This window comes from Haloplanus sp. (assembly GCF_028275055.1).
Classification (GTDB): Archaea; Halobacteriota; Halobacteria; order Halobacteriales; family Haloferacaceae; genus Haloplanus.
In genome coordinates, this window is the sequence record NZ_JAQCNJ010000046.1 from 1 (window position 1) to 25386 (window position 25386).

Here is a 25386-nt window from a genome sequence, read left to right on the forward strand (position 1 = left end):
TCGCCAACGCGGCAACTGGTCAGACAGGGTGCCGCGCTCCAGCAGGTCGAGATACGCCCCGATTCGAACGATATCGCCGTGACGGTGCGGTTGCCGTACGAAACCGAGATTCGGGAGTACGTCGACACCGTCACCGACGTGCTTGACGGCGCCGAACTGGTCGCCAAACGTCACCGGTCCGTCGACCGGCAGTCGGACTCGACCGTCGCCACGGCCGTCGACGACCGACTGACGGATCGACAGCGCGAGGCGCTCCAAATAGGGTTCCACGCGGGGTACTTCGACTGGCCGCGGAACGCCGACGCGGACACCGTCGCCGCGGAGATGGGTATCGCACAGTCGACGTTCAGCCAGCACCTCCGGGCGGCGGAGCGCAAACTGCTCGAGGAACTGTTCTCGTAGGCGCCGACAGCGCTTCCCCCGACGCCGGTCGCTTTGGCTCCGTCCGAGCCCACGCCGTTCCGGTCTCGAGACATCACACGCGGTACACCCCCACGTCCACGTGGTCGAAACTCCCCCGGCAACGGTGCAGGCCATGTCACACTCGAATACACATCGGGGCCGAGCGGCACGGCCCGATATAGATGCCAGTGAAGGCGTTACGACCACGGACACGCCATGGCGTATGGCAGTGTTCCGCGGTGGACAACGGAGTGACTCCCACGACGACGTCCCGGCAGACGCGGTCGTTTGACCCACCACAGGTGACGACGTCCTCGGCCGTTCGGCGTCGGCTCCGGCGGTCGTCATCGCGGGCGAGACCGGTTCGATCACCCGCTGCGCGTCCTGGCTGGCGGACACATACGAAACGCAGACCGTCCGCCGCGGGGAAACGATACCGCCCCATCCCGGCACGGAGGTGGTGGTCGTCGACCACCGGACGCCAACGATGGCGGGGGAACGTGCCCGTGGCCCGATCAGCCGGCGGCGTGGTAGCTGCCGGGTGCTTGCACCTGCTACGCTGACCCCGTGTGACGGTTTCATCGACGGGTACATCGCCGAACCGGTCGGTCGGGACGGACTGCTCGGACGCGTCGAGACGGCCATGCGGATGGCGACGTACGACGCCAGTATCGCGGAACTGGTCTCGTTGACCATGCGGAGGCGAAGACTCCGGAACCGCGCAGCCACCGGCTGTGCCGACCACGGCTCGGACATCGCCCGCCTTTCCGAGCGGATCGACACGCTCCACCGCCGCATCGACGACGAACTGTCGGACGTGGAGTCCCGGTACGCCACGCGACTCGGGCGAGAACGCCGGCAATCGACTCGCCGGACGACGGACGAGAGCGCATGAGACATGTTTCGGCCGTTCACCACCTGCTGGTCTGGGTGTACGCAATCGCCGTGTTGTTGTTGTCCTTCGGGATGTTGTTCACGCTGCTCTGACCGACCCACCGCCGGTACGACACCACGACCACCGGGTGCCGACATCGCACACCACACGAACGGAGCCGAGACGTCGTTCACCGACGTATCCCGACGGAAACGAACCCTCAACGGTGAGTGCCCGGCGACCAATGGCACCGTTCTCCCACGGTTGAGACACGCCTATAACCGATATGGATCGGTATCCATGCTCGGACACCGATGGCGAGAGGCGAAGACGCTGTACCGCAGTGGGCGGTACCACGGATGTGAGCCGTCAACGGAACCCGAGTGCCGTCTCAGATACGAAACCCCAGGGAGAGACAGACGTATGCGGTGTGTCAGGATGGACGACGGAGACGGAACTGGTACGAGGCTTCGACCGCCCGGTCATGGTGGCCGACGCGGTCGGGGTAACGATCCGCGAAGCTATCCAGGAGTGGTCGGAACTGTCCGAGACGCCGCCACTGTACCAGTCCGTCGACGTCGAGAACTTAGACGGACTGTTCAGGCCACAAGCCACGGGCGACGGCGGGTGGCTTCCATCGGTGAAGTTTCAGCACCAGAGCTGTCGGGTGACGGTTCTGTACGGGTCGTCAGTCCGCGTGATCGTCGAGCGTGACCCATGAGGAGCATGCACGCCACGCCGGTACCGTCCGGTATCCACCCCCCCGTGGACGGCGGATCAGGGACTCCCCGCCGACCCGTGCGCCCGACACCGGAGATATGACACCAACGGACACCGAACAGCTACGCGTCCTCATCGTCGAAGACGAGCAGAACCTTGCCGATCTCTTCGAGATATGGCTCGCGGACGAGTACGACGTTCAAACGACATACTCCGGTGAGGCGGCCCTGGAGGGTGTGGCGGACCACGGAGCGGACGTCGTGCTTCTCGACCGCCGAATGCCGGGGCTTTCCGGCGACGAGGTCGCGGACCGACTGGACGAGACCGGGTGCGACGCACAGGTGATCATGATCACGGCCGTCTCGCCGTCTCCCGAGATGGCCGCCCTTCCGGTCGACGATTATGTCACGAAACCCATCACGAGGGGACAGTTGCGGTCGATGGTGGAAACGGCGGCACTGGTCAGAACGTACAACGACGACATCACGGAGCTACTGGCCCTGACGGCACGACGGCAGGCGCTGAAAGAGGAGGTTCCCGCAGACGAGTTGGAAGCGAGCGAGGCGTTCGATCGACTGGTGAGCGACATCGGGGACGCACGGGCGTCGATAGACAGCACAATCGAGGAACTGCGGTCCCGGTCGGAGACGACCGTGTTTGCGCGGATCGAGAACGAATTGACCGGTGAACAGATCGAGAACGAGAACACCGATCTGCGCCCGTGAAACGGATCGGCAAGGTGTCACCGAACGCGCCGTTACCCGGGGTGACAATCCCCGGCCCGGTCCCGCCGCGGAACGAAACGGACGACACCGCGGGCGGGCACACGGCGTGTGTACTGCCGTCTATCGCCGCCGATACGGGTCGTCGAATTTGGCTTGACACCCTCCTCGGTCGACGTTCCCCGAGACGGTCGACGATGCTACGCTCGGTTACGACGACACCGAAGAACCCGTCACCACAGGTCGGCTGTGTGCCTCCGGATCGACCTCACCATCGCGTCCGACGGCGGAGGCGCTTGGCACGGACACCGAGGGGATCTTCAACCGAGCGGCCCAATCGAATCGTATGGCCGATGAGCCGCGAGCCTCGCGCTCGGTCGACGCGAGCCCCGATCCGGACGGCCCGGTCGTTCTGTTCGACGGCGTCTGCAACCTCTGTAACGGGCTCGTCGGGTTCCTGATCCCCCGTGATCCCGAGAAACGCCTCCGGTTCGCGCCGCTCCAGTCCGAGGCAGGGCGGGCGCTCCTGAACCGACACGGCTTCCCGACCGACGATCTGGATACGGTCGTTCTCGTCGAGGGCGACCGGGCGTACACGAAGTCGGACGCCGCGATCCGGATCGGCGAACTGCTGGGTTGGCCCTACCGTCTGGCCCGTCTCGGCCGGTTCTGTCCGACCGCCGTCCGTGACCGCCTCTACGACGCCGTCGCCAACAGACGCTACGACTGGTTCGGGCGCAGGGATCGGTGTCTCGTCCCCGACGACGATGTCGCCGACCGGTTTCTCCCGTAGGCGCCCCCGTGTCAACCGTCCGTATACACGGATCCGTTCCGTTCGCCGACCTACCCTCGCGTCACTCGACATCGCGGCCGCCCGGCACTCCTCCCGGTCGGTGTTGCCCGTCTGTTCGGTGGGGGTTCAACGCCGTTGTCGCCGGGGTCGTCGCCACTCGCCGACCGACCGCAGTCGATGACGCGAGGTTTTTTATCGCCCGACCGCTCACCCACGTTTGTGCGCATCGAGAACAGTTTCATCCCGATACACGGCGTCGGCGAGACGACCGAACGCCGCCTCTGGGAGGCCGGCATCACCCACTGGGAGGAGTTCGACGGCTCCGTCGTTGGGCCGACGACCGCCGACCGTATCGGTGAGTTCGTCGATGTGGCGACCGACCACCTCCGCCGGGGGGACGCCCGCTTTTTCCACGACTCCTTCCCTTCGGGCGAGCGCTGGCGCCTCTACGAGAACTTTCGCGACGACGCGCTCTTTTTCGACATCGAGACCACCGGTCTCGACGCCGCCCGCCACGACGTGACGACGGTGAGCGTCCACCGCGGCGGCGACACGGAGACCCTGATCCGGGGCGACGACCTCGATGCTCCCCGGCTTCGAGAACGCTTCGTGGACGCACCCCTGATCGTCTCGTTCAACGGCGCACGCTTCGACGTGCCCTTTCTCGAGGACACCTTCGACCTCGAGATCACCGCACCACATCTCGATCTCATGTACCCGTGTCGCCGCCTCGATCTGACCGGCGGTCTCAAGCGTATCGAGGCGGAGGTTGGTATCGGTCGCGACCGGCCGGACCTCGCCGGCAAGGACGCTGTTCGCCTCTGGCGCGAGTACGAACGCGGCGACGAGGCCGCACTCGATACGCTCGTTTCGTACAACCGCGAGGACACCGAGAACCTCCGGACGCTCGCGGATCTGGTCACCGACCGCCTCCACGAGGCGTGTTGTCCACCCGACGCAACGTTTTAGGCAAACCTAAACGCTCAAGTGGGACGGCTCGTAGGTGGGGGTATGAGCGAGTACACCTTCGACGACGTGTCCGTCGTGATGGGGACGTACAACGAGGAGGCGGCCATCGGCAGCGTGTTGGCAGACATCGAACGTGTGACCGACGGACGGGCCGAGGTGGTCTGTGTCGACGGGTCCGACGACCGGACACCGGAGATCGCACGCGGGATGGGCGCCCGGGTAATCGAACAGGAGCCACGGGGGTACGGCGTCGCCGTCCACGAGGCCGTCCGCACACCCGACCGGCCGGTGGTCGTTACGACCGACTGCGACGACACCTACCCGATGGAGCGTCTCCCCGATTTTCTCGACCGGATCAACGAGGGGTACGATGTCGTGAGCGGCGACCGTATCACGCCCAACCCGGAGACGATGCCGGCGCTCAACCGGCTTGGTAACCGGATTTTCGCGGGGCTCGCCAGCCTCCTGCTCGGCCGGCGCCTCCACGACGTGACCACGGGGATGCGCGCCTACCGCCGTGACCTTCTCCACCGGATCGAGTGGACCGAAAACACCGGGCTGTCGGCCGAACTCCTGATGCGGCCGGTCGCTCGCGACTACCGCGTCACGGAGACGACCATCGACTACGACGAACGTGCCGGCGAGACGAAACTCGACCCTTTCCGTGGTGGTGCCGCCATCGCGAAGTCCATTCTCCGGGTCGGCATCGAGGAACGGTTCGGCACGTCGCTCGACTCGGTGTCGACGACCGACGTCGTTGAGCGGACGTAGCGCCGGTGTTCCCGGCACCGAGAACGGTGCCCGTCCGCCGACCGCCGGCGGCGTCACCAGGGACAAGAACCGCTCGTGTCACGGCCACACATGGATATCGTTCCCTTCCCGGCCGACGAGGCCGCCGTCCGTCGCTACGTCGAGAAGTTCTGGCTCCCGTCTCACCGGGAGCGCAAGGGACTCGTCGACCGGTTTGCGCTTGCAGACGGCGTCGACCTCGTCGCCGAGGAAGTCACACATCGGCCCAACCGCCACGAGACGGAGCGGTATCGGGCGTGGATCGCCGACATCGACGGTTCGGTCGCCGGATTCGTCACGACCGACCTCGACGAATCGCCGAGCGTGTTCGACCGCCCCGACCGTCCCGTCGTCGTCGACATCTACGTCCGCGACGCCTACCGAGGAGGCGGGCTGGCCCGTGAACTGATCGCCCGCGCCATCGCCTTCGACGAGAAACTCGGATTCGAGCGGAGACGACACACCATGACCGCCGACGTTGATCGGTAGCGGGCGTCCCGGTCGGCGGGTTCTTCGGACGTCGAGGCCCCACGACGCCGGCGCGTTCCGGTCCTGACGGGATCGCTCCGTGTAGCCACCCGAGCGCCGGGGGGACACGCCTACCGCAGAATGTCGCCGATCCGTCGTGGTTCGCCGCCGAGTGCCGGATCCTTCTCGACCATCTGTAACACCTCGTGGTCGGTCACGTCGGGGTAAGACTTCTCTATGGCGTCCTCGATCAGTCCCTTCTCCAGTCTGAACTCCGTCCCCTCGTACACAACGTCGACGCCGTCCTCATCGAAGGCGAGCGTGGTCATGCGCGGCCGTTGTCGGCCGTCGGTGAAAACCCCTCCCTTCGAGCCGTTGTCGGACGGCTGTCTGACGGCCGTTTTAATAATAGCGGCGTCTACGAACGCGCGTGGCACTCGGAAGGGATCCGCTCGATTCGCTGGAGATCCCCGACGGGACGACCGTCGAGGAACACGACCTCGTGACCGACGGCGACGTGATCGTCGGCGGACAGAGCACCGTCGAGTTCGGCGTCCGTGGCCGGAACGTCATCGCGGGCGAGCGTGTCCGGTTCGGCGGCGACATCGAGGCCGAGAGCGACTGCCGGTTGGACGTGTGGTGTGACGTGGCGGGCAACGTTCTTGTCGGTGACGACGCGTATCTCGGCGAACGCGTCCACGTGGGCGGTCAGTTGATGGTCTCGGGCGACCTCGACATCGGCGACGACGTGGAGATCGACGAGGGGTTCGAGGCCAACGGCTGGATCGTGATCCGAAACCCCGTCCCGACGCTCGTGTTCTATTTTATCGTCCTTTCGCAACTGCTCCGGGTCGGCGAGACCGACGCTGCCGAGAGCATCGCCGAGGCGCTCGGCGGCGAGGCCCCGGACGATCCGCTGGTGATCCCCCGCGGGAGCGACGTTTCCGACGACTCCTGGCGGGTTTCGACGGCCGCGGAGGTGGGCGACGACTGCCGCCTCCACGGCAACGTCCGCGCCGAGTCCATCGAGATGGGCGCGGACGACAACGTCTTCGGGAGCCTGCGCGCTCGCGGCGACATCTCCGTCGGTGCGAACACGCGTATCCACGGCGACGTGACCACCCGCGGCGGGACCGTCCGCCTCGACGAGGGCGTGCGCGTTCTCGGCGACGTTTCGTGCACCGACCTCGAACTTCACGAGGACGCCGTCGTCGACGGCTCGATCAGATCCCGCGGCGAGATGCGGATCCGCCGCCCCGACGCCGGCCGCGAAATCGAGTGAACGGCCGTCCCCACGGTGGTTCACAGCTTTCATGACGACGGGGACATCATGTTATCGTATGTTAGACGGGGAGGACGTCGCCGCGGCCGACTGCCGGTACGCTGACGTCCGTGCACAGTTCGATGAGTTAGAGCCCGGTGCACACGTCGCACTGTTCTATGACTCCCCCGATCTGCAACTCCGGGTCGCGGCGGCCTTTGTCGCGAGCGCGCTCCAGCGGGAGTACGAGTGTCTCTACCTGACGGACGACACCGACACCGACGAGGTACACCGGCGGTTCCGCGACGCCGGTATCGACATCGACGCTCGGATCGACGCCGGGGACCTGCGGATCCGCCCGGCTGCAGAGGTGTATCCCGACGACGGCCACCTCGACGTCGACCGGGTCGTCGAGGCGCTCGCGACGGCCGCCGAGGATGTCGGCGCCGGCCGGCAAGGGCTCTGTGCCGTCGGCGAGAACTCGTGGTGTTTCCGCACCGAGAACGACTTTGACGACGTGGCAACGTTCGAGGCGGCGCTCGACGCCCGGTCTTCCGACCTGCCGACCGTGACCCTTTGTCAGTACGGGTTGGACGAGTTCGACGACGAGGCCATCGCCAAGGCCCTCCGGAGCCACGAGTACGTTGTCTATCGGGAGACGCTTTGTCGGAACCCCTACTACGTTCCGCCGGAGGAGTACGTCGAGACCGATGAACCGGGGCCAAACGCCGCGCTCATGCTCGAACAGACCCACGACATCGCCCGGAGCCGGCGGCGACTCGAACGCCACGAACAGCGTCTCTCGGTGCTCAACCGAATCCTCAGACACGACATCCGAAACGACCTCAACGTTGTTCTCGGTAACGTCTCCAAGATTCAGGAGAACGAGGCACTCGACGACGCCGGCTGCGAGTGTCTCGAGACCATCGAGCGTGTCACCACCCGCATCGTCGACCGCGCCGACAAGGCCAGACACGTGCAACGAACGCTCGCCGAATCGACGATCGATCGGGTCGACCTCGGCCAGATGATCACCGACGCCGTCGCCGAGGTCCACGACGCACACCCCGAGGTGTTTATCGCGGTCGACACGACCGACGCGCCGACGGTTCTCGCGGACATCCACCTGCGAACGGCGCTGGTCGAACTGCTCACCAACGCCGTCGTCCACGGCACTGCGGACGCCCGCTCCGCGACGGTCACCGTCTCCCGAACCGATGGGCTGGTGACCGTCGAGGTATCGAACCCCGGGGAGCCGGTTCCGGAACGCGACCGACGCGCGCTCCGGCGCGGGATCGAGACGCCGTTGTCTCACGGCCACGGACTGGGGCTCTGGCTGGTGAAGTGGATTGTCGAGAACTTCGGCGGCACGCTCCGATTCCCCGACGACGACCCCGAGGAGTGCCGGATCGCCATCGACCTCCGGCCTGTCGAGGCATAATCCACGGACCGAAAGGCAGTTGCCGCCGACCCGCCCACGTCCAGTATGCTCTCTCTCGCGCTCGCTGGCAAGCCCAACGCGGGCAAGTCAACGGTTTACCGGGCCGCGACGCGGGCCGACGTGGACGTTGGAAACTACCCGTTTACCACCATCGACGCCAACCGCGGGGTGACCCACGCACGGACCGACTGCCCCTGTCTCGCTCGCGACGAGCGGTGTGGCAACGAGCACTGTCACGACGGGAAACGATACGTTCCCGTCGAACTCCTAGATGTCGCCGGACTCGTCCCCGGCGCACATGAGGGACGGGGTCTCGGCAACCAGTTTCTCGACGAACTCACCAACGCCGACGCCATTCTCAACGTCGTCGACGCCTCCGGCGGGACGAACGCCGAGGGCGAACCCGTCGAGGTCGGCGACTACGACCCCCTCGAGGAGGTGGACTTCGTCGAACGCGAGATGGATCAGTGGCTCGCGGGCATCGTCGACAGCAACTGGGAGTCGGTCGAGCGCAAGTCCCGGTCGCCGGAGTTCGACATCGACGAGACGCTGACCGACCTACTTACGGGCTTTGGCGCGACGGTGGCCGACGTGGCCGCCAGCCTCCGAGCGCTCGATTACCCCGAGGACCCCATCCAGTGGACCGACGAGGACCGCACCGCGTTGGCCCGCGAGATACGGGCCCGCACCAAACCGCTCGTTGTCCTCGCGAACAAGGTCGATATCGCGCCACCCGAAAACGTTGCCCGCCTCCGGGAAACCGACCGCCCCGTGATCCCGACGACGGCGGACGGCGAACTCGCCCTCCGGACCGCGGGCGACGCGGGCGTCGTCGACTACGACCCCGGTGACGAGGCGTTTGGCATCGTCGGCGACGTGACCGACGCCCAACGCGAGGGGTTGCAGCGAATCGGCGAGGTGATGGCCGACCACGGCGGCACCGGCGTTCAGGCCGCCATCGACCACGCCGTCTACGACCTTCTCGACCACGTCACGGTCTACCCGGTCGGAAACGAGACGAGATGGACGGACGGGAGCGGAGCGGTTCTCCCCGACGCCGTCCTGCTCCCCCGGGGGTCGACGCCGCGTGACCTCGCCTACGCCATTCACTCCGACATCGGCGACGGCTACCTCCACGCCGTCGACGCCCGCTCTGACCGACGGATCGGCGAGGACCACGAACTGAGCGAGGGCGACGTGATCAAAATTGTCAGCACGGCGAACTGAACGGGGAAGGGGGGAGGGGGAGGGGGAGGGGCCAGGGGCCGTCAGCGGGCAAGTAAACTTGCGGCACGTGGATAGTTTAACGTGACGTTCCCCCCACCGAAACCAGTTTATTCACGTTTATCGCCCGTATCACCGCCACAGCTTGATATGGCCGACGCATGAACGCCCCATCACCGATGACCCCATTCGACGGCGTCGACACGGCGACGCTTCTCTCGGGCCACGCCGACTGGATCGGCCGTCAGGGGGCCGCCCGTCTCTCGCGACCGGCGCTCGACTGCCTCGAGACGGAGTTCCCCCACCACGTCGGGCGCGTTGACGGCCCGGACGGCCCCGAGCGGCCGCGGGAACGGCACCCGGTCTTCTACGGCTGTTACGACTGGCACTCGGCCGTTCACGGCCACTGGACGCTGGTGCGTGGGCTCCGCCTGTTCGACGACCACCCCGCCCGTGCCGAGGCCGTCGACCGGATCGACGCTCGCCTCACCGCCGACGGCGTCGCCCGCGAGGTCGAACGGTTCGAGGTGGAACCGACCTTCGAGCGACCGTACGGCTGGGGGTGGTTTCTCCGACTCGCGGCCGAACTGTCCCTCTGGGACGACGCCCGGGCCGCCGAATGGCGGGCGATCCTTGATCGGCTGGAACGTCGGATCGTCACCCTCGTCGAGTCGGACCTCCGTTCCCCGTCACGGCCCAACAGGGTCGGCACGCACGGCAACACCGCATTCGCGTTGTGTTGTGTTCTCGACTACGCCCGAACCACTGGAGCCGACGAACTGGCTGCGGCCGTCGTTGAGGCGGCGACCGACCACTTCGCGACGGATCGGGACGCCCCCGCGGCGTATGAACCGTTCGGGCTCGACTTTCTGTCGCCGTCGCTGACCGAGGCGGACCTGTTGCGCCGCGTTTTCGATCCGAGTCGGTTCGCGGCGTGGCTCGACGACTTCCTGCCCGGCCTCGACGCGGACGGCCTTTCGCTCGACCCCGTCGAGGTTCCCGCGGACCCCACGGACGGGACCGCACTCCACCTGCTCGGTCTCAACCTCTCGCGGGCGTGGTGTTTGGCGGGCGTGGCCGAGACGCTTGACGGCCATCGCGACGGCGCGGCCGAGGCGGCCAGGCGCTGTGGGGCGCGACACGCCGAACGCGGTGTGTCACGGGCGTTCACCGACGCGTATGCCGGGTCACACTGGCTCCAGTCGTTCGTGCTGTACCTCCTCACGCGCAACGAGGGCGGAGTCACGCCGGACGCGTGATCAGCCGAGGTCCACCACTACCCCGGCCATCACGTCCAATGCTTCTTCGAGCGTCGCCGTGTCGGTCGCATAGGAGAGCCGCGCGTGGCCCGCGCCCGCGTCGCCGAACGCCTCGCCGGGGACGACGATCACGCCCCGGTCGAGGCAGGCGTCGACGAAGCCGTCCGGCACCTCCGGCATCGCGTAGAACGCGCCTTCGGGCGTAGGCACGTCGAGTCCCATTTCCTCCAGTCGGTCGAGAACGAGATCACGGCGCTTCTCGAACGTGTCGGCCATCTCGTCGACGTGGTCCTGTGGCCCGGTGAGCGCCGCCTCGGCGGCGTACTGTGCGGGGGCCGAAGCACACGCCTGCACGTACTGGTGGACACGGAGCATCCGTTCGATCCGGGGAGTCGAGGCGGTCACCCAGCCCAGCCGCCATCCCGTCATCGAGTACGTCTTCGAACAACCGTTGACGACGACGACGTTGTCGGTGTCGGCGTATGTGAGCGGCGAGTGGTGATCGCCGTCGAAGACGAACCGCTCGTACACCTCATCGGAGATACAAACCACGTCGTGGTCGTCCGCGATGCGGGCGAACTCGCGAACGTCTTCCTGTGGCGACACCGCGCCGGTCGGGTTGCCGGGGCTGTTGACGACAAAGGCGGCGGTGTCGTCGGTGATGGCGGCCTCGACGGCCGCAGGATCAAGCGTCAGGTCGTCCCGGAGCGGAACCGGCACGGCCGTCCCACCGGTGAGTTTCGTCAACGCGTCGTATGAGACAAACCCCGGATCGGGGATCAGTACCTCGTCGCCGGCGTCGACATGGGCCTCCAAGGCGAGGTGGAGCGCCTCGCTCCCGCCCGCGGTGGCGATGACGTCGCCGGCGTCGACATCGACGCCCTGTTCTCGGGCGTGTCTCTCTGCGATGGCCGCCCGAAGGGGTTCGATCCCTTTGTTCTCGGTGTAGGCGTCGGCGTCACCCGCCTCGATGGCGTCGACGGCCGCCCGTCGGGCGTGGCCCGGCGCGGGGAAATCCGGTTGGCCGAGGCCGAGGTTGATGGCGTTCTCGCCGGCCGCCTCGAACACCTCGCGGATGCCGCTGATGGATATCGACTCGACGCGCGTGGAGAACTCGGTCATATTCCCGTTCCGGGTCCGGGTCGTGATAGGTGTTCCCGTTTCTGACCCGACGCCAGCGACGAACTGAACGGGATTACCGGAGCTTTCGGGCAAGCCGAAGAAACACCGAAACGGCCACTCCGAGTCCGGGGACGCGCGACGAGAGCGCGGCCGCCCCGAGGAGGAGGACCCCGCTCTTTCGCCGGCCGCGGGCGAACGCCACCGCGGCGTCGACGAGCGTTGAAACTGTGCTGACTCCGTGTATCGATCCGGCCGAAATGTTAGCCATAAGACAGTACCAGCTTCAAGACCCAGAGTCAAAAAGGTGCGCTTCGTGGGGGTGAGCGTGGCGGAGCGGGCATCGCCCGCCTACTCGGCGTCGTCCTCGTGGGCGTCCCGGAGCGTCGAGACGTGGTCGCCCAACTGTGACAACGCGGTGTCGGCGTCGATATACCCGTCGTCGTACTCGTCGTAGACGCCTTCGGCGGCGGCGAGAAACGCTTCCACCTCGGTGTCGAGGTTCCCGGAGTCGGAGCCCATGGTCGACCCCGCGGGCGGAGCGCATTTAGTTCCACCCCTCCAATCCTGACTGTGACCCGCCGTGTCCGGTACGACGACGGGACGATCACTCTCGACGGCGAGATTCCCGACCCGCCGGGCGTCGCTGGCCTCCCGGTCACCGAAGACGACCGTAGTCTGACGTTCCGTGCGCCCGGCCACCGGTACGCCGACCTCGTTGCGGCGCTTGAGAACGCCGGTGTCGACCACGAGGACACCGTCTTCGATCTTCCCGACCTCGGTCTCTCGACGACGTACGACCTCCGGGCGTACCAGACCGCAGCCCTCGACGCGTGGCGTGACAACGACCGCCGGGGCGTTCTCGAACTCCCCACGGGAAGCGGTAAGACCGTTATCGCGGTCGGCGCGATGGCGGCGTTGTCGACGCCGACGCTCGTCGTCGTCCCGACCGTCGACCTTCTCCACCAGTGGCGGCGCGAACTCGAAACGGAGTTCGAGGTTCCGGTGGGCCAACTCGGCGGCGGCGAAGGGTCGATAGAAGCGCTCACCGTCGCGACCTACGACTCGGCGTATCTTCGCGCCGACGAACTCGGCGACCGCTTCGGGTTCGTCGTCTTCGACGAGGTTCACCACCTCGGCGGCGAGAACTACCGCGACATCGCGCGCTTGCTTCCCGCGCCCGCCCGCCTCGGCCTGACGGCGACGTTCGAGCGCCCGGACGGCGCACACACGGCCGTCGCGGACCTCGTCGGACCCGTCGTCTACGACCTCGACGTGGACGACCTGGCCGGCGACCACCTCGCGGACTACGAACTCCGGCGGGTCGAGGTGGAACTCACGCCTGCGGAGCGCGAGGCCTACGACGAGGCTCAGGGGACCTTCGTCGACTACCTCCGGCGGTCGGGGCTCTCGATGGAGCGCGGAAGCGACTACCGCGAACTCGTCATGCGGTCGGGCTCCGATCCGGAGGCCCGGGAGGCACTCCTCGCCAAACAGGAGGCCCGTGAGGTGATGATGAACTCCGACGCGAAGGTGGCGGCTCTGGAACGGATCCTCGAACGTCACCGCGGCGAGCGAACCATCGTTTTCACCGCCCACACCGACCTCGTCTACCGGCTCTCCGAGCGGTTCCTGCTCCCGGCCATCACGAGCGAGACGGGGGCAAGCGAGCGCCGGTCGATACTCGATCGGTTCCGCGAGGGAACGTACACCCGCGTCGTCGCCGCGAACGTTCTCGATGAGGGGGTGGACGTGCCCGACGCCGCCGTCGGTGTCATTCTCTCGGGCAGCGGGAGCGAACGCGAGTTCACCCAGCGTCTCGGGCGACTCCTCCGGCCGAAGGCGGACGGCCGAGGAGCGATTCTCTACGAGGTGGTCAGCGCCGAGACGGCCGAGGAGCGGGTCGCGGAACGCCGGCGGTAGACCGTGGACCGAGCGGAACCCCCCTTCTTTATCCTCGCGCCGTGTAGGCAACACATGGTTTTAGCGTCACGGCCGATCCGCGTCGTTCTCGTCGCCGTTGTCGTCGTTCTCGCGGGGTGTGGCGGCGCCGGCCCCGTCGACGGAGGTGGCGGGGTCGACGAACCGTCGGAGCCGACGGCGACGGCGGCCGTGGACCAGGCAAACGCCCCGAACGGGACGGTGGAGGTCCACTTCATCAACGTCGGCCAGTCGGTGAGCACGCTCGTCGTCGGGCCGACGGGCGAGACGATGCTGATCGACACCGGTCACTACAACGACGACGGCGCGTACGTGTTGGCGTATCTGGAGCGCCACGACATCGAACGCGTCGACCACCTCGTCGTCTCGCATAACGACGCCGACCACATCGGCGGCAACGCGGCGGTCATCGAACGGTTCGAGACGGAAGGCGACGGGATCGGAGCCGTCTACGACCCGGGTATCGCCGCGAGTACGGGCACGTACGGCGAGTATCTCGATGCGGTCGAGGCCCACGACGTGACGCTGTACGAGACGCGCGAGGGCGACACGGTGCCGATGGAGGGAGTCGATGTCGACGTTCTCGGTCCCCCGGACCCGTACCTCGAAAACGAGGCTCGAAACGAGAACAGCATCGTTCTCAAACTCACACACGGCGAGACCGGGATCCTGTTCTCCGGCGACGCGGAGGACGATCAGGAGGCCTACCTCACCGAGACCTACGGCGATGAGCTCCGGTCGACCGTGTTGAAGGCTGGCCACCACGGCTCGTCGAGTTCCTCGACGGAACCGTTTCTCGACGCAGTTCGGCCGGAGGCGGTCGTCGTCTCCAGCGCCCACGACTCCCGGTACGGTCACCCGACCGACGAGACCCTCCGGCGGTTCGCCGACCGATCGGTGCCGACCTACTGGACGGCGACCCACGGCGATGTCGTTCTGATCAGCGACGGACGCGGTGTCGCCGTCCGAACCCAGGCCGCGGCACCGACGGCACCGCTTGACCTCCGGGCTGGTGACCCCATCGACCCCGGGAATCAGAGCGTTGTCGCCGGCCGCGCCCGCCTCGGTGGCGGGTCGGACACGGCCCCGCCTCCGACCCCAACCGCGACCGACGGCGGGACCGACGCTCCGGCCAGCGGCGAGATGGTCGTTGCCGGGGTGCAGCCGGACGCCGAAGGGGACGACCGCGAGAACCTCGACGACGAGTACGTCGTTTTCGAGAACGCGGGCGACGCCACGCTTGATCTCACGGACTGGCGTGTCGAGGACGAGGCCGGCCGGACGTACGCGTTCCCCGACGGCTACACGCTCGACCCCGGCGAGACGGTGACGGTGCGAACCGGCACCGGAGCCGACGGCGACGGTAACCTGTACTGGGGATCGGAGTCGCCGGTCTGGAACAACGACGGCGACACGGTAATCGTGCACAACAGTGACAACGACACGGTTCTTCGAGAGACGTATGACTGACATCGAGGCGCTGGACGACGGCCGGTACACGGCGGTCGTCGACGCCGTCGAGGACAGGTTCGCGACGGTCTTTGTCGAGCGAGACGGCGAGGAGATCGGTAACGCGGTGCTGGAGACCGACGCCCTCCCCGAAAAGGCTCGACGCAACGACGCGGTCCTGCGGATCACCGTCGCCGACGGGACGCTACTCGAAACCGAATACGATGCCGACCGGACCGACGACCGGGCGGCGCGGGCACAGAACCGGTTCGACCGCCTCTCCGAGCGCCCGCCGGACGACTCGTAACCGGGCTCAGGTCTCCGCGACGACGGAGACGTACCCCACGTCGCCGGTCTCGACCGCCCGCTCGACGTTTTCGATGGCGTCCAGTGCCCGCCGACCCCGTTCACCCATGAGACCGAGCAGGCTTTCGTAGTCGACCTGCTCGGTCACCCGATCCCGCATCGCAAGAAGGTCGTCGCGGTGGTCCCGTGTCGCTCTCGGGTCGAAGCCTGCGTCCACGAGGTAGGCCATCAGCGTCTCGGAACTCCGTGCGCCATCGAGACAAAGCGCCTCGGCGACCGGATCGGGGACCGTGGGCCGGTCGCCCTCGACGACGACGTCGGAGACGGCGAGGCGTCCGCCGTCGGTGAGAACCCGTTTCGCCTCGGAGAGCGCGGTCGGGAGATCGGTGAGACAAAGCACGCACTCGGCGAGCACGACGTCGGTACAGCCGTCCCGCAGGGGGAGGGCCGTCGCGTCGGCCCGGAGCGCCCGGCTGGCCGACGGAGACGGGTCGACGCCGACGGTCTCGGCTCCACGTTCGCGGGCGACCGTCAGCGCCTCGCCCGCGCCACAGCCCACGTCCACCAGGCGTGTCCCCGCCCCGACGCAGGCCCGGTCGAGTAGTTCGGCGGTCGCCTCGGTGCCGCCCGGGTGGAGCGGGCCATCGAGCACGGTGTCGAGTGTGCCCCACGGGTTCGCGAGCGCCGCATCGAGCAGTCCGTCCATCACTCACACCCACCCCCGTGGTCGCCCGGTCCACAGCCACCGTCGGTGGCGGTCCCGTCGTACCCGGATCCGGTCGCCCCGTCGTCCTCGTCCTCGCCCGCCAGTGGCTCGTCGACCGCTGCCCGGCCACCCCACCCGTTGCGGGTTCGGAGGGCGTACTCGCCGCTCTCGGTCGTCATGTTGTAGCCACAGAAGGGGGCGAGGTCGCCGTCCGGCGTCGGGACCGAGAGACAACAGTTGCTCAGTCGGTTCACGTCGGCCGCGTCGGCGTCCATAAAGCCGGTGAAGGAGACGGGAACCACCTCGTCGAACAGCCCCTCAACGCCGCCGGGCACGTCGACGCCACAGCAGCCGGCGGTCTTACACGCCCACTCCTCGCCCGCGGCGGTGCCGGCGAGCAGTTCCATGTAGTCGCTCTCGTCGACCAGCCCAGAGAGCGTGTCCCAGAGGCCGTCGTCGACGTACTGTGTCAACGGAATGAACGCGTCGCCGTCGTCGCCGTCGCCGCCGGCCGGCCCCGCGTCCTGCGGGACGAACGCCGTCCCGATCTGACAGTAGGCCGAACAACAGGGCGCGGGGAGCATGTCCCGCGGATCGAGCGTCTCGATCTGGTCGGCGAGCAGTCGGGTGGCGTCGTCGATGGCGAACCGGCCGTCGTTCGCCTCGTACCGACCGAAATGCGCCACGGGCTGGAAGTTGACCGAGCGGACCACGTCCCGGTTGTCGAGCGCGAACCGGACGATATCGCCCATCTCGTCGTCGTTGACGCCGGGGACGACCGTCGGAACGAGAACAACCGGCAGGTCGGCCGCCCGACAAGCCTCGATGGCGTCGTGTTTCTCCGCGACGAGATCAACCTCGCGGATCCGTTCGTATGTCTCGCTCGTCAGGCCGTCGAACTGCAGGTAGACGGCGGTGACGCCGGCGTCGGCGAGTGCCGCGGCGTACCCGTTCTCGGTCGCCAGCCGGATCCCGTTCGTGTTCACCTCGACGTGGTCGATGCCGCGGCTCCGTGCGCGGTCCACGAGGTCGGGCAGGTCGTCTCTGACGGTGGGTTCGCCCCCGGAGAACTGGATCGGGCGCCCGCCCGCCTCCGCGACGGTGTCGAGCAGCGACTCGATCTCCTCGGTCGAGCGGTGTGGGCCGCCCGGGCCGGAACTCGCGAAACAGTACGAACACGAGAGGTTGCAGTCGTCGGTCACCTCGACGATAGCCAGACAGGCGTGGTCGTCGTCGACGGTCAGGTCGCCGCCGTCGTGTTCCGGACTCGGGCCGAACTCGGCGGCCCACTCCCAGTGGTCGATCGACCCCCAGACGCGACGGGACGTCTCGCCGTGGTCCGGACACTCGCGGCTGAGGAACACGCCGCCGTCCCGTTGTTCATAGCACCCCGGAACCTGTTCCAGACAGTCGGGGCAGAGACTCGTCGTCGTCGAGAGCACGTCACCGCTTGCCATGGGAGTGGGGAGGACTCCCGGTGAATAAACGTATCGCAGGTGTGTGACGCCTGCTCCCACGCCCGTCCCGCACTCTGACGCTACCGACGCCAGCCCGCACAACCCTTTTTCGACGCCGTGACCCACATATCACATGCCATCACCGGCACTGGCCACGCACCCGCCGGAATCCGACGACTCACCGACGGCGCTCGCCCGAGCGTTGCTCGTCGCGTGCAAACGCAACGACCCGACCGACCGGTATCGGGACGCCATCGCCGCGGCGACCGACGCCGACCTCCACGACGTTCGGACGGACCGACGGACTGCGCTTGCCTTCTGGCTCAACTGTTACAACGCGGGCACGCAACTCCTTCTCGGCGACCGACCCGAGCGCTACGATAGCCCGTTGCGGATCGTGCGGTTCTTTCGTGCGCCCGCGCTGACCGTCGCCGGCACCCCGCTCTCGCTCGACCGCATCGAGAACGGGCTGCTCCGGGGCGGACGCTCGAAGTACGGACTGGGCTACCTCCCGAAACTCCTCGTGACGACCTTCGAGTCCCGCCACCGTCTCGACGGCTGTGATCCGCGAATCCACTTCGCGTTGAACTGTGGAGCCGAGAGCTGTCCGGCGATCCGAGCCTACGAACCCGCCCGCGTCGACGACCAACTCGATCTGGCGACCCGTCACCACCTCGACCGGACCGTCGAGTACGACCCCAGTGCGGGTGTCGTCCGTGTCCCCCGCGTCTGCCTGTGGTTCCGCGGCGACTTCGGCGGGTCGTCGGGACTCCGGTCGCTGCTCCGGACCCACGATGTCATCCCCGCCGACGCGACGCCGACGGTCCGGTATCTGTCGTGGGACTGGTCACGGGCCGCCGGGGCGTTCGTGGAGTAACTGCCGGTGGCGTTTTGGGTTCGAGGCCACAACCAGTCGTTATGACAACCCAGGGACAGTCGTTCTCGCTCCCGAACGTGGCGGCCGGCCCGGATCCGTTCTCGCTGGGGTCGCTCCCCGACGACGTCGACTTCGCCGTTCTCTTCTTTCAGCGCGATCATTACTGTACGAACTGCCGGTCGCAGGTCCAGTCCCTCGCCGACCGGATCGACGAGTTCCGTGACCGCGGCGCGGAAGTCGTCTCCATCGTCCCCGAGCCGGTCGATCGGGTCGAATCGTGGCAGGCACAGTACGATCTCCCCTACCCGCTGTTGGCGGATCCGGAAACCGAGGCGGGAGACGCCTACGATCAGCCCGTCCGATTCGGGGTTCTGGGCCGGTTTTCCGACCTCTTCGGCCGAATGCCCGAGGTGGTTATCGTCGACAGACGCGGGGCAGAGCCAGCCATCGCGTACGTCCACCGCGGCTCCTCGACGTTCGACCGTCCCGAGATCGACGACCTGCTCGCGGAACTCGACGACCTCCGGGAGTGAGATCGGGGGCGGCGGCGCGGGCGGCGCGTCCGGGAACGAGGGAGCAACACCGCCGCCGACCCGGCGATGCCGATGCGGTGACGCCGACCCACCTCTGGAACCTCAACCGTATCCTCATCGACACCGCCCGCCACGACCGGCCCGACCGCGCGTTACTCCACCCGCGAGCGGAGCGACCCGCCACCGGAGAAGTCATCGAAGGCGACCCCCTCGAAGCCGACCACGACCTCGCGCTCGCCGTCCCCGGAGACGCTCACCTCGCGGCGTCGCTCCGTTGTCGACCCCTCGACCGAGACCGTGACGACGAGCGTGCCCGCCCGTTCGGCCCCGCCCCGGTTCGTCACCGTCACCAGCACCCTGAGATGTCCGTCGTCCGCGGGTTCGACGCCCTGATCGGTGACACGAAGCGACGACCCGGACGATCCGGACGACCCGGACGACGTCGGCTCGCCGGGCGTCGGCGGGGTCCGTGGTCCGCTGGCTCGTGGCGGGTTCGACGAACAGCCCGCGGTCAGCGTGAGTCCGGCGAGGCAGAGGAGGGCGCGCCTGTCCATACGGTGGGCACCGCCGCGACCGAAAAGAGCGTTGCCCTCGACGGCGGCGGGATTTTACCCTGCCCGCCACAAGCTCACCCGTGCTCCGAAAGGATCTGCTCCGGGTGTCGCGAGCGGGCGGGGGCTACCACCCGCAGTTCGCCGACCGTGCCCACCGGCCACTCGCGGCGCGTGTCCTCGGCGCGTTCGCGGACCACGTCGGCCGCCCCCGGGCGGCGCTCGACGACGCCCTCGACACGCTGGAGTCGGAGGCCGACGACTTCAAACTCGTTCGCGGCTTCGCCGCGTTGTGTGAACGCGATGCGATTTTCGAAACGCAGGCGTCGGTCCCGCCGGAGCGCGTGCGCCGCGTCGTCTTCGAGGCCGCCGAAGCCGTCGGCGTCGTCTCCGAGGGGGACCGCGACCGGGCACTCGACCGCGCGGCCGACCGCCTCGGCGTCGACGCCGGCACCGCCGAGTCGTCGTTGTACGCCGACCGCGGCGTTCGGCAGGTGCTGGTCGACTTCGATCCCCGGTGGACGCCGGACACACTCCTCGATCGGTACGACCTCTCGCTGGCACAGACGGCGTTGTTCGACGCCGTCGAGGTCCGGGTCCGGAGTTCGGATCCCCGGGCCGTGATCTCCGCGGTGAAACGTCTCGGCCTCATGTACGAGGTACGCCGGACCGACACGGGCCGCGAGGTGGTCGTCACGGGACCCGACCACCTTTTCCGACGAAGCCGTCGGTACGGAACGGCCTTCGCCCGCCTGTTGCGCTCGGTCGCCAAAACCGCCGAGTGGCGGCTCGACGCGACGATCGATGACCGGGGGACCGAGCGGGAACTCTCGCTCGACGGCGACGACATCGGCGTCCCGGGGGTCGACCCAATCGCCGAACCAACCTACGACAGCGGCGTCGAGGCCGACTTCGCCGCCCGCTTCTCGGCGCTCGATCTGGACTGGAGACTGGCCCGCGAACCCGAACCGCTTGCGGTCGGCTCCCAGGTGATGATCCCCGACTTCGCCTTCGACTACCGGTTTGCCGACTTCCGGGTGTTTTTCGAGATCATGGGCTTTTGGACCCCGGAGTACGTTTCGAAAAAGCTCGGCCAACTCGCCGACCTCGAGGACGTCGAAATGCTCGTCGCCGTCGACGAGAGCCTTGGCGTGGCCGAGGACATCGAAGCTCGGGATCATCGGGCGATCCCTTACACCGGAACCGTTCGCGTCAAGGACGTGGTCGACGTTCTCCGGCGCTACGAGGAGCGACTCGTCGCCGAGACGCGGGCGGAGTTGCCCGACACGCTCCACCCGGGGGCCGACGCTGTCGCGCTGTCGACGGTCGCCGAGCGCCACGGCGTGAGCGTGGACACGATTGAGGATGTTGCCTTCCCCGATCACGAGCGCGTGGGTGGATGGCTGTTCCGGCCGTCGCTGTTGTCGGCGCTTGCCGCCGACCTCGACCCCGGTATGTCGTTCGACGCGGTCGAGGAGCGTCTCGCGGCGTCTGGCGTCACCGAGACGAGCGCGGTGCTGTCGCGTCTCGGCTACGAGGTCGTGTGGGACGGGTTGAGCGGGGGCACACTCCGGGAGAAAAGTCGATGAATCCAATGTCGCGATACGAAATCGTTCGGGTCCGGGTTCCGTGGCTGGGACCACCGGGGGCAACACGGAGCCAACGGAACGCACCGCCGCTTTCTCCCCTACTGTGACATCTCGAACTCGAATTCGAACCGTGCTCCGCCATCTGACCCCTCCGTTACGCTCACCGTCCACCCGTGGGCCTCTACGATCCGTTTTACGATGGTCAGCCCGAAGCCGGTGCCGCCACTCGTGGACGAATGACCCGGTTCGAAGACCTCGTCGCGCCGGTCTACAGGAATTCCGGGCCCGTCGTCCTCGACGTAGATGGTGTCCGGACCGACACAGCCGACACGAACCGTTACGCCCGGACCGCCGTGTTCGACGGCGTTTCGGAACAGGTTTTCGAACACGTGTTGCAACCGGTCGCGGTCACCGTCGAACACCAACTCGTCTGCTATCTCGAGGGTCGCCTCGTCCGTGTCCACCACCCCCCAGCACTGTCCAACGAGGTCGGTCAGCCTGACCGACTCCGCCTCCTCTATCGTGTCCCCCTGCCGAGCGAGCGTTAGCGTGTCCATGATGATGGCCTCCATCCGGTCGAGCGCCCGGACGAGCGGCCCCGTGTGTTCGCTCTCGATTTGCTCATCCAGAAGCGTTGCGCGGCCCTGTGCGACGTTGAGCGGATTGCGAAGGTCGTGTGAGATGACACTCGCAAACTCGTCGAGGCGCTCGTTCTGACGACGGAGCCGTCGCTCCTGCTTGACGCTGTCGGTGACGTTCCGAGTGATTCCCACGAGACCGGATATCTCACCGCCGGTGGTAACCGGCGCGAGTCTCGTCTGCCAGACGCGTGCCTCCCCGCCGATCCGCAGTTCCTCTTGATACGAGATCGGCTCTCCGGCCTTGACACAGCGGTGATAGTTCGCTTCCAGCCTCGCACCCCGCTCCTCACCGAACACCTCACGCGGCGTCTGGCCACGAACCTGTTCGGTCGTGAGTCCGGTCTGTCGCTCGTACGCCGGACTGAGGCGGTCGAACCGGAACGTGATCTCCCTCGACGTGTCGACATCGATAAAAAGATGACGTCGGCCGCGTTGTTCAGAAGCGCCTTGTACTCTTTGGCGAGCGTTTCGCGTTCGCGTTCCTGTCTTTTCCGCTCGGTGATATCACGGCCGTTGAGTAGAATCCCGTCGATAACGTCGTCCTGAAGCCGGTTCCGCATCGTTGCCTCGATCCAGCACCAGGTGCCATCGGCGTGTTTGAACCGGACCTCGACGACCTGTGGCTCCTCCGGAGTTTCGATAACGGCCTCGATGGCGTCGGCGTTTCGCTCCCGGTCGTCGGGGTGGACGTACTCGTATCCGGTGTTCCCGATCAACTCCTCCGGGTCGTAGCCGAGAACACGGGTAACCGCGGGGCTGACGTACGTTATCGTTCCGTCCGTGTCGATGATCGTGGCGATATCGTTGGACTCTTGAACGAGCTTCCGGTACCGGCCTGCCCGATTCTGGCTCCGGTTGTTCGAAGTCTCAGCGTCTCCCATTGGTCTTGACTGACGCGGTGGGTATAATAATACCTACCGTCCGTTGCCGGGGGCATCCACCTGCGTGGTGTCAAACCATCCTGCTGTGTGACCATCGGGCCGGAATCGCACCGATGTCGTGGTGTCGGTCCCACCTCGATCCATCCGGCGGTCGGGGGTGATCGAGCGGCGTGACACACCGGGCTTGTGGAGGGAGGAATCGACGGACGAATAAGATGGCCCCGGTACGACATCTGCTCCACGCGGTGAGTCGTTCCCGAGTGTGACCTCGCCCCCGAACCTGTACGGCCGGACCGGGCTCCGAACACCGGGTTCACCGGGTTCGTGTGTCCGACCGTCCCCTTTGTGTCGGTGATGATGGCGGCGACCCGTTCGCCGGCACAGCCGACGGCCTCCGAACCGCTTGCCACCTTCACGCTCGAGCGCCACCCTTGTCGGCGTACATCGGTCACTGCGGCCCCTCCCGATCCGTCGTGACTCCCGATACAGCACGAGTCTCACAGCCGAGACCCAGCGGCAACGCCATCCGTTCTTTTCACGGACTACGCCTCGAACGGCATGCCGTTATCTAGATGTGGGAGTTATGTCGCCGTTCACTCTACGCACCTGTTATGGCCGATTCGCCACAGTTTGGCCGCGACGACTTCGGACAGGGCGGTCTCAACGACCAGTTGGACGTTGACTCGCTGGTCGACGCCATCGGCCTCGACGAGTCCGAAATCCGGTGGCGAAAGGAGTTCGTCGGGTTCACCGACGACGATGTCCGCCGCCTCCGGACGTATCAGGATGACTTCGCCGCCAACGCCGAACAGGTGGCGGACGACTTCTATGATAACCTGACCGACCACGACGAGACGGTCTCCGTTATCGAGCGCTCGCCGAAGGATCTCGAACAACTCAAGCGGACGCAATCGGCGTATCTCGTGACGCTTGCCGAGGGTGAGTACGGCACGGAGTATTTCCGCGACCGGGCCCGTATCGGCAAACTTCACGACCTGCTGGAGATGCCGATGAAGCAGTATCTCGGCCAGTACGGTGTCTACTACGACCTCATCCTCCCGCTGGTCGGCGACCGCCTCGTCGAATCGCTCACCGACCGACTGACCGACGCCGCCACAGACGGCGGGGCCGAACCTGTGTCCGGCGAGCGAACGGACGAACCGGGACCACACGCCGGGGTCTCGCGTCGCGGGATCGAAGCGGCGATCGAGGAGGAGGTCGACGACGCCGTGCAGGATCTCCTCGCGATTCTCCGACTGATCGATCTCGATATGCAGGTGGTCACCGACACCTACATTCATTCCTACAGCCAGCAACTCGAAGAGGAGACCGAGCGCAACCGGCAACTGATGGCCGATGTCGAGGCGGACGTGAAACAACCGGTGAGTGACCTCCAAACGAGCGCCGAGGACGTCGCCGAGAGCGCCACTGCAATCAGCGATGCGGCGGCCCACCAGTCGGAACGGGTCGACGACATCTCGTCCGAGGTAGCGGATCTTTCGGCGACGGTCGAGGAGGTCGCCTCGACAGCCGACCAGGTCGAGAACGCGAGCGAGCGGGCGGAAACGCTCGCGGTGGACGGCAAGGAGGCTGCCGACACCGCTGCCGAGGTCATGGACGACATCGGCGAGGCGGTAACCGACGTCGCGGACGACGTCGCCGCATTACAGGATCGCGTTCAACAGATAGACGAGTTCGTCGACGCCATCGACGGCATCGCCGAGCAGACGAACATGCTCGCGCTGAACGCCTCGATCGAGGCCGCCCGTGCCGGGGAGGCGGGTGAGGGATTCGGCGTCGTCGCCGACGAGATCAAATCACTCGCCGAGGAGTCACAGACCCACGCCAGTGATATCGAGACGATGGTCGATGGAATCCGGGCGGATACCGAGGAGACGGCGGCGAATCTCGCTGCCACGACCGAACAGGTCGACGAGGGTATCGAACAGGTGCAGAACGCAATGAACAGCTTGACCGAAATCGTCGAGGCTGTCACCGAAACGGGGGACGGGATCAGCGAGGTCGCAGACGCGACCGACGACCAGGCGGCTACCGCCGAGGAGATCGCGTCGATGGTCGACGATGTGGTCGGTCGGACCGACCGCGTCGCCAAGGAAACCGAAAGCCTGGCTGCCGCGAATCAGGAACAGGCGGCGATGGTTTCGGAGGTCGAGGAGTCGGTAACGCGCCTATCGGGTGACCGCTCCGCCACGGACGGCGGGCGAGACGCCGTCACCACGACGGCCCCCGACGAGGTGTCGATTCCGGCCGATCTCCCCGACGACATGCCGGACGCCGCGGCGGAACTGCTCTCCGACGAACAACTTCGAGCGGTGGCTATCGGGACCCTCGACCCGAACGACCTGGCGTGACCGACGCTTCACACAACGACAGGCTCCAACGGCCGACGATGC

General features: G+C 66.9%; 27 protein-coding genes and 1 pseudogene. 19 read left to right on the forward strand and 9 right to left on the reverse strand.

Annotated features, from left to right (window positions below; all coding sequences use genetic code 11):
* The 8 genes from Q0925_RS06020 to Q0925_RS06055 form a co-directional block, all read left to right on the forward strand.
* The coding region (locus tag Q0925_RS06020; protein ID WP_299332857.1) for a helix-turn-helix domain-containing protein at nt 1-402 on the forward strand (402 nt) is incomplete at its 5' end.
* A gap of 487 nt (nt 403-889) precedes the next feature.
* Nucleotides 890-1297 (forward strand): hypothetical protein, encoded by a 408-nt coding sequence (locus Q0925_RS06025; protein WP_299332860.1) that lies wholly within the window; start codon nt 890-892, stop codon nt 1295-1297.
* A 409-nt stretch (nt 1298-1706) separates the two neighbouring features.
* Nucleotides 1707-1997 (forward strand): HalOD1 output domain-containing protein, encoded by a 291-nt coding sequence (locus Q0925_RS06030; protein ID WP_299332863.1) that lies wholly within the window; start codon nt 1707-1709, stop codon nt 1995-1997.
* A 97-nt stretch (nt 1998-2094) separates the two neighbouring features.
* Nucleotides 2095-2721, forward strand: coding sequence for a response regulator (locus tag Q0925_RS06035; protein WP_299332865.1), 627 nt, complete (start codon nt 2095-2097; stop codon nt 2719-2721).
* Nucleotides 2722-3064: 343 nt separating this feature from the next.
* Nucleotides 3065-3511, forward strand: a complete 447-nt coding sequence (locus tag Q0925_RS06040) for a thiol-disulfide oxidoreductase DCC family protein (protein ID WP_299332868.1) — start codon at nt 3065-3067, stop codon at nt 3509-3511.
* 219 nt (nt 3512-3730) lie between these two features.
* Nucleotides 3731-4480 (forward strand): ribonuclease H-like domain-containing protein, encoded by a 750-nt coding sequence (locus tag Q0925_RS06045; protein WP_299332871.1) that lies wholly within the window; start codon nt 3731-3733, stop codon nt 4478-4480.
* Between the two features lie 42 nt (nt 4481-4522).
* Nucleotides 4523-5251, forward strand: coding sequence for a dolichyl-phosphate hexose transferase (locus Q0925_RS06050; protein WP_299332874.1), 729 nt, complete (start codon nt 4523-4525; stop codon nt 5249-5251).
* Between the two features lie 90 nt (nt 5252-5341).
* The gene (locus tag Q0925_RS06055) at nt 5342-5758 is read left to right on the forward strand and encodes a GNAT family N-acetyltransferase (RefSeq protein ID WP_299332877.1); all 417 of its coding nucleotides are present in this window, start codon (nt 5342-5344) and stop codon (nt 5756-5758) included.
* 110 nt (nt 5759-5868) lie between these two features.
* On the opposite strand, the gene Q0925_RS06060 is transcribed toward Q0925_RS06055, so the two are convergent.
* Complete coding sequence (locus Q0925_RS06060) at nt 5869-6066, reverse strand: DUF5800 family protein (RefSeq protein ID WP_299332879.1); 198 nt, start codon at nt 6064-6066, stop codon at nt 5869-5871.
* A gap of 101 nt (nt 6067-6167) precedes the next feature.
* Here Q0925_RS06060 and Q0925_RS06065 point away from each other — a divergent pair, with 101 nt between their 5' ends.
* From Q0925_RS06065 to Q0925_RS06080, 4 genes are all read left to right on the forward strand, one after another.
* A complete protein-coding gene (locus Q0925_RS06065; protein ID WP_299332881.1) occupies nt 6168-7019 on the forward strand; it encodes a polymer-forming cytoskeletal protein in 852 nt (283 codons plus the stop codon).
* 58 nt (nt 7020-7077) lie between these two features.
* Complete coding sequence (locus tag Q0925_RS06070; RefSeq protein ID WP_299332883.1) at nt 7078-8439, forward strand: MEDS domain-containing protein; 1362 nt, start codon at nt 7078-7080, stop codon at nt 8437-8439.
* A 45-nt stretch (nt 8440-8484) separates the two neighbouring features.
* Nucleotides 8485-9666 (forward strand): redox-regulated ATPase YchF, encoded by a 1182-nt coding sequence (locus tag Q0925_RS06075; protein WP_299332886.1) that lies wholly within the window; start codon nt 8485-8487, stop codon nt 9664-9666.
* A 176-nt stretch (nt 9667-9842) separates the two neighbouring features.
* On the forward strand, nt 9843-10922 hold the full coding sequence (locus tag Q0925_RS06080) for a DUF2891 domain-containing protein (protein WP_299332889.1): 1080 nt from the start codon (nt 9843-9845) through the stop codon (nt 10920-10922).
* On the opposite strand, the gene Q0925_RS06085 is transcribed toward Q0925_RS06080, so the two are convergent.
* The 3 genes from Q0925_RS06085 to Q0925_RS06095 form a co-directional block, all read right to left on the reverse strand.
* Nucleotides 10923-12044 (reverse strand): pyridoxal phosphate-dependent aminotransferase, encoded by a 1122-nt coding sequence (locus Q0925_RS06085; protein ID WP_299332891.1) that lies wholly within the window; start codon nt 12042-12044, stop codon nt 10923-10925.
* A gap of 73 nt (nt 12045-12117) precedes the next feature.
* Entirely contained in the window at nt 12118-12312 is a 195-nt protein-coding gene (locus Q0925_RS06090; protein ID WP_299332893.1) for a hypothetical protein, read from the reverse strand.
* A gap of 80 nt (nt 12313-12392) precedes the next feature.
* Entirely contained in the window at nt 12393-12563 is a 171-nt protein-coding gene (locus Q0925_RS06095) for a hypothetical protein (RefSeq protein WP_299332896.1), read from the reverse strand.
* Between the two features lie 51 nt (nt 12564-12614).
* Between Q0925_RS06095 and Q0925_RS06100 the strand changes: the two genes are divergently transcribed.
* The 3 genes from Q0925_RS06100 to Q0925_RS06110 are packed head-to-tail and all read left to right on the forward strand — an operon-like array spanning nt 12615 to nt 15738.
* A complete protein-coding gene (locus Q0925_RS06100; RefSeq protein ID WP_299332899.1) occupies nt 12615-13964 on the forward strand; it encodes a DEAD/DEAH box helicase family protein in 1350 nt (449 codons plus the stop codon).
* A 54-nt stretch (nt 13965-14018) separates the two neighbouring features.
* A complete protein-coding gene (locus Q0925_RS06105) occupies nt 14019-15452 on the forward strand; it encodes a lamin tail domain-containing protein (protein WP_299332902.1) in 1434 nt (477 codons plus the stop codon).
* Nucleotides 15445-15738 (forward strand): DUF3006 family protein, encoded by a 294-nt coding sequence (locus tag Q0925_RS06110; protein WP_299332905.1) that lies wholly within the window; start codon nt 15445-15447, stop codon nt 15736-15738. The genes Q0925_RS06105 and Q0925_RS06110 overlap by 8 nt, the downstream gene beginning before the upstream one ends.
* Nucleotides 15739-15744: 6 nt before the next feature.
* On the opposite strand, the gene Q0925_RS06115 is transcribed toward Q0925_RS06110, so the two are convergent.
* Both Q0925_RS06115 and Q0925_RS06120 read right to left on the reverse strand, forming a co-directional pair.
* Nucleotides 15745-16443: a class I SAM-dependent methyltransferase gene (locus tag Q0925_RS06115; RefSeq protein ID WP_299332907.1), complete on the reverse strand. Its 699-nt coding sequence runs from the start codon at nt 16441-16443 to the stop codon at nt 15745-15747.
* Nucleotides 16443-17900 carry a radical SAM protein gene (locus tag Q0925_RS06120; protein ID WP_299332909.1) on the reverse strand — a complete coding sequence of 486 codons (1458 nt, stop codon included), beginning with the start codon at nt 17898-17900 and terminating at the stop codon, nt 16443-16445. Before Q0925_RS06120 ends, Q0925_RS06115 begins: the two co-directional genes overlap by 1 nt.
* A 133-nt stretch (nt 17901-18033) precedes the next feature.
* Between Q0925_RS06120 and Q0925_RS06125 the strand changes: the two genes are divergently transcribed.
* Together Q0925_RS06125 and Q0925_RS06130 are read left to right on the forward strand one after the other, a co-directional pair.
* Nucleotides 18034-18777 (forward strand): DUF547 domain-containing protein, encoded by a 744-nt coding sequence (locus Q0925_RS06125; protein ID WP_299332912.1) that lies wholly within the window; start codon nt 18034-18036, stop codon nt 18775-18777.
* Between the two features lie 41 nt (nt 18778-18818).
* The gene (locus tag Q0925_RS06130; protein WP_299332914.1) at nt 18819-19310 is read left to right on the forward strand and encodes a peroxiredoxin family protein; all 492 of its coding nucleotides are present in this window, start codon (nt 18819-18821) and stop codon (nt 19308-19310) included.
* A gap of 152 nt (nt 19311-19462) precedes the next feature.
* Here the strand turns inward: Q0925_RS06130 and Q0925_RS06135 are convergent, their stop codons facing one another.
* A complete protein-coding gene (locus Q0925_RS06135) occupies nt 19463-19864 on the reverse strand; it encodes a hypothetical protein (RefSeq protein ID WP_299332916.1) in 402 nt (133 codons plus the stop codon).
* Between the two features lie 80 nt (nt 19865-19944).
* Between Q0925_RS06135 and Q0925_RS06140 the strand changes: the two genes are divergently transcribed.
* On the forward strand, nt 19945-21450 hold the full coding sequence (locus Q0925_RS06140) for a DUF790 family protein (protein WP_299332918.1): 1506 nt from the start codon (nt 19945-19947) through the stop codon (nt 21448-21450).
* 98 nt (nt 21451-21548) lie between these two features.
* Here the strand turns inward: Q0925_RS06140 and Q0925_RS06145 are convergent, their stop codons facing one another.
* Nucleotides 21549-22502 (reverse strand): PAS domain-containing sensor histidine kinase, encoded by a 954-nt coding sequence (locus tag Q0925_RS06145; protein ID WP_343218108.1) that lies wholly within the window; start codon nt 22500-22502, stop codon nt 21549-21551.
* 122 nt (nt 22503-22624) lie between these two features.
* Nucleotides 22625-22972 (reverse strand): annotated as a pseudogene (locus Q0925_RS06150) (PAS domain-containing protein); the annotation flags it as partial.
* 611 nt (nt 22973-23583) lie between these two features.
* Between Q0925_RS06150 and Q0925_RS06155 the strand changes: the two are divergent.
* Nucleotides 23584-25344: a globin-coupled sensor protein gene (locus Q0925_RS06155; protein WP_299332921.1), complete on the forward strand. Its 1761-nt coding sequence runs from the start codon at nt 23584-23586 to the stop codon at nt 25342-25344.
* Nucleotides 25345-25386: the final 42 nt, after the last annotated feature.

Bases quoted from the DNA above. Each gene is read 5' to 3' on its own strand.
- Q0925_RS06025 (WP_299332860.1), top strand. From the start codon at position 890: ATGGCGGGGGAACGTGCCCGTGGCCCGATCAGCCGGCGGCGTGGTAGC.
- Q0925_RS06035 (WP_299332865.1), top strand. From the start codon at position 2,095: ATGACACCAACGGACACCGAACAGCTACGCGTCCTCATCGTCGAAGAC.
- Q0925_RS06040 (WP_299332868.1), top strand. From the start codon at position 3,065: ATGGCCGATGAGCCGCGAGCCTCGCGCTCGGTCGACGCGAGCCCCGAT.
- Q0925_RS06050 (WP_299332874.1), top strand. From the start codon at position 4,523: ATGAGCGAGTACACCTTCGACGACGTGTCCGTCGTGATGGGGACGTAC.
- Q0925_RS06055 (WP_299332877.1), top strand. From the start codon at position 5,342: ATGGATATCGTTCCCTTCCCGGCCGACGAGGCCGCCGTCCGTCGCTAC.
- Q0925_RS06060 (WP_299332879.1), bottom strand. From the start codon at position 6,066: ATGACCACGCTCGCCTTCGATGAGGACGGCGTCGACGTTGTGTACGAG.
- Q0925_RS06070 (WP_299332883.1), top strand. From the start codon at position 7,078: ATGTTAGACGGGGAGGACGTCGCCGCGGCCGACTGCCGGTACGCTGAC.
- Q0925_RS06075 (WP_299332886.1), top strand. From the start codon at position 8,485: ATGCTCTCTCTCGCGCTCGCTGGCAAGCCCAACGCGGGCAAGTCAACG.
- Q0925_RS06080 (WP_299332889.1), top strand. From the start codon at position 9,843: ATGACCCCATTCGACGGCGTCGACACGGCGACGCTTCTCTCGGGCCAC.
- Q0925_RS06085 (WP_299332891.1), bottom strand. From the start codon at position 12,044: ATGACCGAGTTCTCCACGCGCGTCGAGTCGATATCCATCAGCGGCATC.
- Q0925_RS06090 (WP_299332893.1), bottom strand. From the start codon at position 12,312: ATGGCTAACATTTCGGCCGGATCGATACACGGAGTCAGCACAGTTTCA.
- Q0925_RS06095 (WP_299332896.1), bottom strand. From the start codon at position 12,563: ATGGGCTCCGACTCCGGGAACCTCGACACCGAGGTGGAAGCGTTTCTC.
- Q0925_RS06105 (WP_299332902.1), top strand. From the start codon at position 14,019: ATGGTTTTAGCGTCACGGCCGATCCGCGTCGTTCTCGTCGCCGTTGTC.
- Q0925_RS06110 (WP_299332905.1), top strand. From the start codon at position 15,445: ATGACTGACATCGAGGCGCTGGACGACGGCCGGTACACGGCGGTCGTC.
- Q0925_RS06115 (WP_299332907.1), bottom strand. From the start codon at position 16,443: ATGGACGGACTGCTCGATGCGGCGCTCGCGAACCCGTGGGGCACACTC.
- Q0925_RS06120 (WP_299332909.1), bottom strand. From the start codon at position 17,900: ATGGCAAGCGGTGACGTGCTCTCGACGACGACGAGTCTCTGCCCCGAC.
- Q0925_RS06125 (WP_299332912.1), top strand. From the start codon at position 18,034: ATGCCATCACCGGCACTGGCCACGCACCCGCCGGAATCCGACGACTCA.
- Q0925_RS06130 (WP_299332914.1), top strand. From the start codon at position 18,819: ATGACAACCCAGGGACAGTCGTTCTCGCTCCCGAACGTGGCGGCCGGC.
- Q0925_RS06135 (WP_299332916.1), bottom strand. From the start codon at position 19,864: ATGGACAGGCGCGCCCTCCTCTGCCTCGCCGGACTCACGCTGACCGCG.
- Q0925_RS06155 (WP_299332921.1), top strand. From the start codon at position 23,584: ATGGCCGATTCGCCACAGTTTGGCCGCGACGACTTCGGACAGGGCGGT.